The sequence below is a fragment of the Intrasporangium sp. genome (assembly GCF_030452765.1).
In the GTDB taxonomy this organism is placed as follows: Bacteria; Actinomycetota; Actinomycetes; order Actinomycetales; family Dermatophilaceae; genus Intrasporangium_A.
Window position 1 is genome coordinate 1 of record NZ_JAKDLO010000210.1, and the last position, 6803, is coordinate 6803.

5 protein-coding genes are annotated in these 6803 nt (G+C 71.7%); all 5 read left to right on the top strand.

What is annotated here, in order from left to right; all coding sequences use genetic code 11:
• The first annotated feature begins 164 nt into the window (after positions 1–164).
• The 5 genes from pheA (at position 165) to L0H79_RS19410 (ending at position 6633) form a co-directional block, all read left to right on the top strand.
• The gene (gene pheA, locus L0H79_RS19390; RefSeq protein WP_301486284.1) at positions 165–1103 is read left to right on the top strand and encodes a prephenate dehydratase; all 939 of its coding nucleotides are present in this window, start codon (positions 165–167) and stop codon (positions 1101–1103) included.
• A gap of 328 nt (positions 1104–1431) precedes the next feature.
• Positions 1432–2970 carry a S8/S53 family peptidase gene (locus tag L0H79_RS19395; protein ID WP_301486285.1) on the top strand — a complete coding sequence of 513 codons (1539 nt, stop codon included), beginning with the start codon at positions 1432–1434 and terminating at the stop codon, positions 2968–2970.
• Positions 2967–3542: an RNA polymerase sigma factor gene (locus L0H79_RS19400; RefSeq protein WP_301486286.1), complete on the top strand. Its 576-nt coding sequence runs from the start codon at positions 2967–2969 to the stop codon at positions 3540–3542. Before L0H79_RS19395 ends, L0H79_RS19400 begins: the two co-directional genes overlap by 4 nt.
• Position 3543: 1 nt before the next feature.
• The gene (locus tag L0H79_RS19405) at positions 3544–4035 is read left to right on the top strand and encodes a hypothetical protein (RefSeq protein WP_301486287.1); all 492 of its coding nucleotides are present in this window, start codon (positions 3544–3546) and stop codon (positions 4033–4035) included.
• Between the two features lie 51 nt (positions 4036–4086).
• Entirely contained in the window at positions 4087–6633 is a 2547-nt protein-coding gene (locus L0H79_RS19410; RefSeq protein ID WP_301486288.1) for a CHAT domain-containing protein, read from the top strand.
• The last annotated feature ends 170 nt before the right edge of the window (positions 6634–6803 follow it).

Below are 6803 nucleotides of genomic sequence, written 5' to 3' on the forward strand. Positions count from 1 at the left end.
CGCCAGCACCGCGACGACCAGGGTCAGAGCCACGATGACTGACGTGGTCGGGTGCCGGCGGATCACGTCACTCAGGCTAACCGGGGACCACGTGCCGCCCTCGGCTCCGCACGTGGGTGGGACGCGACGACGAGACGGTGGAGCCCACGGCTACCCTGCGGCACATGACGCCCCGCACCCCGGACGAGCTGAGCCGGATCGCTTACCTCGGCCCTCGCGGCACCTTCTGCCAGATGGCGCTCATCGCCTGGGCCGGCGACCGTTCGCTGGAGCAGGCACCGCAGGCGTCGGTGCCCGCTGTTCTCGGCGCGCTGCGCGCGGGCGAGGCCGATGCCGCGATGGTTCCCATCGAGAACTCGGTCGAGGGTGGGGTCTCGGCGACGCTCGACGCGCTGGCGAGCGGCGACCCGCTCGTCATCATCGGGGAGGTGCTCGTCCCCATCACGTTCGTGCTGTGCGCCCGAGGGGGTATGCCGCTGAGCTCGGTGCGTGCCGTCGGCACCCATTCGCACGCCTGGGCTCAGGTGCGCGGCTGGATGGCCGAGCATCTACCCGAGGCGGCCTACGTGCCGACCCTGTCGACGGCGGGTGCGGCTGAGGGCCTCGGCGGCGACGCCGTCTACGATGCCGCGGTCTGCGCTCCGGTCGCCGCGGCGAACGTCGGCCTCACCGTCCTCGCGCACGACATCGGCGACATGAAGACGGCCGTGACGCGGTTCGCGCTCGTGACCAGGCCGGGCATCTTGCCGGAGCCGACCGGCGCGGACAAGACGACCGTCGTGCTCTACCAGAAGACGGACCGGGCGGGTGGGCTGCTCGACCTGCTCGAGCAGTTCGCGGTGCGTGGGGTGAACCTGACCCGGCTCGAGTCGCGCCCGACCGGTGAGGCGATGGGCAGCTACTGCTTCTCGATCGACTTCGAAGGTCACCTGCGCGACGCCCGGGTCGGGGAGACGCTCATGGGCCTCAAGCGGGTCTGCGCCGACGTCCGCTACCTCGGGTCCTATCCGCGCGCCGACGGCGTGGTGACCGATGCCCGCGAGGGCACCAGAGACCTCGACTTCGCCGACGCGAACGCCTGGCTCGAAGGCTTGCGCGCCTGAGCCTGCTCGATCGACAGGAAGGCGTGAGATGGGTGGCCCGGCCTCGATCCCCCGTGAGGCCGGGCCGGCCTCCCCATCCGCTTGGGAGGCCGGGCCCCCCTGCTTCCTCCGCTTCCCCTCCGCTGCGGTCCCGACGGAAGCCCGGCCTCGTGTCCCTCCGACCTGTCAGAGACGCAGGGAGCGGCCCTGATACATCCGGACGAAAAAGAACTTCGTCTCGATCCGGTACATTCCGGAAAGTTCCGGCATGGGTTGTATCAGAACCGGCCCCGCGGGCTCTGTGCGGGTGGAAGGGTCGAGCCCATCGACCTGACGAGGAGGCCCGCCCATGTCCGACCAACCGGACGCCCCAGCCGACCTGCCCCAGCTGCGAGCGCTCGACCCGACGGCCGCGCCGCGGGCAAGTTCCGGCGAGCCGCCGTCTCCGACGCTGTACATCCCGAACCGGCTGCTCGTCTCCGGCTTCCCGTCCACAGAGCGAGACCTGCGTCTCGACGACCTCCATGCCGCGCTCCAGCCGCAGGGTCTGAGCGCCCGCCACACCGCCAAGACGCTGCGACGGATCGGCAGGCTGAGCAACACGCGAGGTCCGCAGCGGGATCTTCTCAACCAGATCTGGGTCTCCACCGTCGTGCTGGAGCCAGACGAGGCGGGCGCTGCGGCGCCGGACGCGTGGGCGGTGCTGCAGAAGCTGCGTGACAGCGCGTCCGCAGACCTGCTTGCCAGGCTGAGCCTCGAGCACGTCGTCCGACCGGCGGGCTACTGGGGCGGCATCGGCTACTGGGGCGGGATCCCCTACTGGGGCGGCATCCCGTACTGGGGCGGCATCCCGTACTGGGGCGGGATCGGCTCGAACTCGCTCAGCGAGTACCTCGTGCCCGGGCGTGGTGGCCGGATGCCGGTCAGCGTGGCACTGCAGGACCCGGCCCTGCGGGCCCGAGCCCTGCCGCGCAACCCGGTCGTCGCCGTCCTCGACACGGTGGTCGCCGAGCACCCGTGGTTCACCGACCCGAAGCGGGTGCTGCGCCTCGCGGTGTCCGACGGCGAGCTGGTGCCCGATGCCACCGCGCTCGCGCCGACCCCGCTGAACCTGCTGACCGGCGAGGCCCCGCCCGTCCAGGGCCACGGAACCTTCATCGCCGGCCTGATCCGGCAGGGCTGCCCGGAGGCCACGATCCTGACGATCCCGGTCATGAACGACGAGGGAGTCGCTGAGGAGGGCGACGTCCTCGACGCCCTCACGGCCCTGCTGCAGCGGCACATCGCCGGCCAGGACGCGAACCGGCCCGGCGACTGCGTCGACGTCGTCTCGCTCTCGCTCGGGTACTACGCGGAGGACCAGTCCTACCTGTCCAGCCCGGTCAAGGTCCTGCTCGACCGGTTCGCCGAGCAGGGTATCCTCGTCGTCGCTGGGGTCGGCAACGACGCGAGCACCCAGCCCTTCGTCCCCGCGGCCTTGTCGGCGGACCCTCCGGCCCGGATCACCGCCACGAGCAAACCTCCGCTGGCCAGCGTCGGTGCCCTCAACCCGGACGTCTCGAGCATCGCCCTGTTCTCGAACGAGCTGCCGCTCGTCAGTGCCTACCGGGCCGGCGTCTCGGTGATCAGCACGTACCCGCAGGTCGACGGCGCCGGCGAGCCGTCGACGGTGACGGCCGACCGCAGGCGCAGCACCGTCGACCCCGACGACTACAGCGGCGGCTTCGCCGCCTGGAGCGGGACGTCCTTCTCCACGCCGGTCCTCGCCGCTGAGCTTGCCGCACAGTTGGCTGCCTCGGGCGACGACCTCACCGACGTCGGCATCGCCGCGATGCGCAAGCGCGCGATCAAAGCGCTCAAGACGTGCCTGGGGAGGCAGCAGCCATGAGCCCCACTGCTCCGGACGGTGTCGGCACTCGCTCCGGCCAGGCCTTTGCCGACTATGTCGCAGGGGACCGGCAGCGCCTCTCCGACCTCGTCGACCTGGTGACCCCCGTCCTGTGGCATGCTGCCCGGGCACAGGGCGCGAGCCCTTCGACCTGCGAGGACGCCATCCAGACCGCGCTGCTCCAGCTCGTCGCGCGTGCCGAGACGATCAAGGAGCCGGCCGCTGTGCTGGGCTGGCTCGTCGTCGTCGTCAAACGGGAGGTGTGGCGCCTGGTGCGCGGGGAGCGTCGCGAGATCGGCGTCGAGCAGGTCCCGGAGGGTCCTGCGCAACAGCTCGACCCGGAGTCGCAGTCGGTTCTCAGCGAGCGCCAACGGCTGCTGTGGCACCACATCGCCCGGCTCACTCCTCGCTGTCAGGAACTCCTGCGCGTCATTGCCTTCGCCGACCGGCCGGACTACGCCGCGATCGCGAGCTCCCTCGGCATGCCGGTGGGCAGCATCGGCCCAACTCGCGGCCGATGCCTCGACAAGCTGAGGGTGTCCCTCGGCTCCGACCCCGGATGGGCGGTCTGACATGTCCCACAGCGACGCGATCGACGAGCGCGACTTCGCCACGCTCGGTCATCTCCGGGATCTCTACGACCGTGCCGACCCGGTGCCGGCCGGGCTGGGCGAACGGCTCAAGTTCGCCATCACCGTCCAGGCGCTCCATGCCGAGGTCGCCGAGCTGACCCAGTCGGCGCTGCTCGCCACGCGGGGGACCAGTCGGCAGGTCGAGTCCACCCGCATCGACTCCGTCACCTTCTCGGCGCCCTCGGTCGGACTCATGGTGTCGGTCAGCCAGAGCGAGGATCGCGAGGGCCACGTCCGGATCGATGGCTGGGTCACCCGACCGGGAGCGGTCGTCGAAGCGGTCATGGAAGACCGGGCGGTCACGGCGGGTGCAGATGCGAACGGGCGCTTCGTCGTCCATGATCTACCCCATGGGCCGATTCACTTCGTGATCAGAGTCGACCCCTCCGATCCCAAGGCGCGGCCGGTGATCACCCCGACGATCGAGGTGTGACCTGACCCAGAGTGGCGAGGTGAGGCAGCGATCGTCGACCTACTCGAGCACGTGCGTGTCCTCAGAGACCAGGCTGCCGTCGACAACAGCGCCGGCCGGCCCGTCCAGGCGCAGCGGGCGCTGCGAGCCGCGCTCGAGGCGATTGACCGGGTCGGGGCGGGAGTGCCCCGTGACGACCTGCTCGCCGTACGCTGCAAGACCCTGACCACCCTTGCCCTGACCGACTTCCTGCTCTCCGGCCTCGCGGCCGCCGAGCTGCGCTTCGACGAGGCCTCGCGTGTCGTGGCGGAGCTGGGCGACGCCGACCTCGGTGCGCGTGTCGCGTACCAGCGTGCCAATGTGTACGGCCGGGCCGGTGATCTCGCCTCGGCGTCGGCCGGCATCGAAGCAGCGCTGGCGCGCCTGGCGGCCTTCACACCGGTCGAACAGTGTTCGGTCTTCCTCAGCCGCGGCATGTTGGCCCTCGAGACGGGCGAGCCCGAGCTGGCCCTCGAGTCCTTCCACGAGGCTGCGGGGCTGTCGGGCGCGCATGGCTTCGTTGCCGAGGCCCAGATGTCGCGTCACAACGAGGGCTACGCACGCTATCTGCTCGGCGACCTGCCCGGCGCGTTGACGACGATGGCCGCTGCAGCCGAGCTCGACACAGATTTCTCCAGCGCGACGCCGCTGCTGGACCGCGGCCGGGTGCTGCTCGAGGCGGGGCTCGTCTCGGAGGCCATCGACGTGCTGCGCACCGGTACAGCAAGCATTGCGGGGCCCCCCGGTGACGGACAGGACCAGCTGCGGGCCGAGTTCGACCTCGAGCTTGCCAAGGGCGAGCAGCTGCGAGGGCATCGCGACCTCGCGAGCGCGGCAGCGGAGCGGGCTCGTGCGGCCTTCGCTCGCCTCGGCGCGACGGCGTGGGCCGGCCGAGCGAGCCTGGCCGGCCTGCTGGCCGATCTCGACCACCAGGGTCGCCACCGGGACAGTGCGGGTGCGGTTCGGGTCGCCCGCCGGACCGCCCGCCGGGCCGACGCATTGGTCGGCACCGCCACGGCGCTCGGTGACCTCCATCTGGCCGACAACGCCCGGGTCGCCGCGGCCGCCGCACTCTTCCTGGCCGGGGACCTGACTGCCGCACAGGCGCAGCTCTCAGCCCGTATCGGTCCTCCCGTGTCGCTGTCCGACGAGCTCAACGTCAGCGGGGTCACCGCTGCCATCCTGTCGGCTCGTGGTGAGGCGGGGCGCGCCCGGCGCCTGCTCTCCCGGGCCGCCCGTCGGCTCGAGGCCGGACAGCAGGGCAGCGCGAGCCTCGATGTCCGGACGGCACGGGCGATCCACGGCACGTGGCTGTCGGTCCTGGACCTGCGGCTCGCCCATGGCGCCCCGGCCGTCCTCGCCACCCTCGAGCGATGGCGCAGCGCGACGGACCGTCTTCCCTCCCTCGGTCGCCCCGACGACGAGGAGCTCGCCGACCTGACCGAGCGGCTCCGGCTCGTCTATGCACGGATCCGGGCAGAAGGTCGGCCCGAGCCCCAGCTCGAGCGTGACGCCGACTGGCTCCAGCGCCAGATCCGCGCCCGCGACTGGGCGCTCAGCGCCAGGACGGAGACGGCCACGCAGACCCCGCTTCGCATCCGCGAGGCGCGCGAGGCGCTGGGGGCCGCAGACCGCGACCTCGTCTGGCTCTTCGGCATGGCAAACCGACTGTGGGGGGTCGGCATCGTTCGGGGCCGTGCGGTCCTACGGGAGCTCATGGCCCTCGAGCGGGCCGTCGAGCTGGCTCAGCGGATCCGGGCGGACCTGCGGGCTGCCGCGACCCAGCACCTCGGAGAGCTTCGCTCAGCCGTCTGGGGCTCGCTCCACAGCGCTGCCACCGAGCTTGACGACGCGCTCATGCGACCCTGGCGCCTCGATGCCGCCGGTCTCGTCCTCGTCACGTGCCAGGAGGTGTCGGCCCTGCCCTGGGCCCTGCTCCCTTCCCTCGTCGGACGGCCCTTGACGGTGGCACGGTCGCTGACTGCCTTCGCCCGCCGGGACGACGGACTGGGGCGACCAGTACCGCACCATCGTCACGTCCGCAGGGTGCACATCAGCGTCGGGCCCGCCCTGTCCCGGGCACGCGCCGAGGCCGGGGCGATCGCGGCCACCTGGGGTGAGGCGGCGGTGGTGGTCGAGCCGTCGAGAGCGCGCCTGCTCGTCGACGCCCTCGCCGCGCCTGGCGTCGTGCACGTGGCCGCCCACGGGACGCACGAGGTGCAGTCGCCGCTCTTCTCGTCGGTCGCACTCCACGACGGGCCGGTCTTCGCGCACGAGCTGCAGCCCACCGGGGTCCGCGCCGATCATGTCGTCCTGTCGGCGTGCGATGTCGGGGTGGCCTCGTTCCGCCCCGGCGAGGAGTCCCTCGGCCTCGCGGCCTCCGTCCTGTCCCTCGGGGCACGCTCGGTCGTCGCGGCAGTCTCGCCCGTGCCCGACGCGGTGGCCGCCGATGCGATGGTCGCCCACCACCGCGCCCTCGCCAAGGGATGCTCGAGCGACATCGCGCTCGCCGAGGCGATCGTTGCGACCGATCCAGTGACGGCCGCCTTCCTCAACCTCGGCGGTCGCTTCGTGCCGTGACCCGGCGGCGAACCCGGCGGGTCAGCGGGAGCCCGGCGAGCGGCATACGGCCGCAGGCAAGCCAAACGTAAAATGTTGTTCAAGAACTGGTAAATCGGGTCGCCAGGAGGACCTGGAGCCGAGAAGATGACCAAGACGTCAAGGACGAGCGAACCCCCTCCCCGTCGGTC

Bases quoted from the DNA above. Each gene is read 5' to 3' on its own strand.
- pheA (WP_301486284.1), top strand. From the start codon at position 165: ATGACGCCCCGCACCCCGGACGAGCTGAGCCGGATCGCTTACCTCGGC.
- L0H79_RS19395 (WP_301486285.1), top strand. From the start codon at position 1,432: ATGTCCGACCAACCGGACGCCCCAGCCGACCTGCCCCAGCTGCGAGCG.
- L0H79_RS19400 (WP_301486286.1), top strand. From the start codon at position 2,967: ATGAGCCCCACTGCTCCGGACGGTGTCGGCACTCGCTCCGGCCAGGCC.
- L0H79_RS19405 (WP_301486287.1), top strand. From the start codon at position 3,544: ATGTCCCACAGCGACGCGATCGACGAGCGCGACTTCGCCACGCTCGGT.